At 66.4% G+C, this 1558-nt stretch carries 3 protein-coding genes; all 3 read right to left on the bottom strand.

Going from position 1 to position 1558, the window contains the following annotated elements; translation table 11 throughout:
* A partial coding sequence (locus tag ACY45C_RS14005; protein ID WP_462188044.1) for a potassium-transporting ATPase subunit KdpA occupies positions 1-616 on the bottom strand: 616 nt, incomplete at its 3' end.
* Positions 617-706 carry a K(+)-transporting ATPase subunit F gene (kdpF, locus tag ACY45C_RS14000; protein WP_462188043.1) on the bottom strand — a complete coding sequence of 30 codons (90 nt, stop codon included), beginning with the start codon at positions 704-706 and terminating at the stop codon, positions 617-619. It abuts the gene before it with no gap.
* A 437-nt stretch (positions 707-1143) separates the two neighbouring features.
* The coding region (locus tag ACY45C_RS13995; protein ID WP_462188042.1) for a winged helix-turn-helix domain-containing protein at positions 1144-1558 on the bottom strand (415 nt) is incomplete at its 5' end.

Below are 1558 nucleotides of genomic sequence, written 5' to 3'. Positions count from 1 at the left end.
GGGTGGGGACCGTGGTGTTCCCGTGGAAGTTCTGGATCGCGCCGCCGGCGATCAGCACAATCGCCGCGAGCGCGCAGACCGGCAGCAGGATCCGCACGACGGTGCGGACCAGGTCCACCCAGAAGTTGCCCAGCTGGTCGGTCTTCTTCCGGGCGAAGCCGCGCACCACCGCGATCGCCACCGCGATACCTACCGCGGCGGACACGAAGTTCTGCACCGCCAGGCCGGACATCTGGACCAGATGGCCCATCGTCGACTCACCCGAATAGGCCTGCCAGTTCGTGTTCGTGGTGAAACTGACCGCCGTGTTCCACGCCAGGTCCGGCTTGACCGCCGGCAGGCCCAGCGCCAGCCACAGGTGGTTCTGCACCCGCTGGAACAGGTACAGGAACAGCACCGAGACGAGCGAGAACGCCAGCACGCTGCGGGCATACACCGACCAGCGCTGCTCGGCGCCCGGATCCACCCCGATCAGCCGGTAGATACCGCGTTCCACCCGCAGGTGCTTCCCGCTCGTATGCACCCGGGCCATATAGTCGCCGAATGGCCGGTAAGTCAGGGTAAGAGCCAGCACCATCGAGACGATGAAGATGACGCCCGCGGCGTTCGTGCCCATCTAGAACCGCTCCGGGAACAGCAGAGCCGCCACGAGGAAGATCGCGAGGGCTACGGCAAGGATCAGGCCGGCGATGTTCTCCACGCTCACAGCTTCTCCACTGCCTTGAGGGTTAGCCCGAGTACCGCGAACACCGCAAGGGTCAGCAGCACGAAGACAACGTCACGCACGGAACTCCTGCCTTCTACTTTGGATGAGATCGGAATAAATGCGCCGCCCTGGCTGGCGTCCTGGCCTGATGGCAGCTGCCAGTATCTAGCCCTTGCCGCCAGCGGACCAGCGAAGCTAACGGTCCAATGACGCCCAATCCCGAAAATTCAACACGGTGCTCACACGGCATCCGGCCCGGACGAGATCCGCACCCGCGCAAAACCCGGTGTGCGCAACCCGGATGAGACGCAGAACACCTCTCGGTGGTCCACGGACGGCCGCCCGGGCGGGGAGCAGGCCGGTCCGCCCCGTCTTGTCCAGGTGATCCCCGCGAAGGGTGTCCTGGCGCTACTGTGCGTGCTAATGAGGCGTGGTGGTTACGGCTGGTAGCGGTAGCCCAGGCCGGGTTCGGTGGTCAGGTAGCGGGGTCGGGCCGGGTCGGGTTCGAGCTTGCGACGCAGTTTGTTGATGTAGAGGCGGAGCGAGGAGCTGTCGTCCGCCACGCCGGGACCCCAGACCTGGCTGATCAGCTGCTGATGGCTGATGAGCTTCCCGGGGTAGCGTACCAGTGCTTCCAGCAGCCGCCATTCCGTCGGGGTGAGGCGTAGACCGTCCGGCTTGTCCTCTCCACCGGTCGCGGATGGACCCTCACGACCGCTGCCCGCGCCCGCGCTCGCGTCGGCGTCGGCGTCGGCGTCGGCGCTGTCTCGTGGGCTGATTCGCTTTTCCCCGAGGTCGATCCGGTACCGGCCGAGGTCGACAACGGTCACCGGTTCCGCGCTGGCGGCGCGG

It is taken from the genome of Frankia sp. CcWB2 (assembly GCF_977927585.1).
Note: the sequence above shows the minus strand (reverse complement) of the source record. Positions and strands in the feature narration are given on the sequence as shown.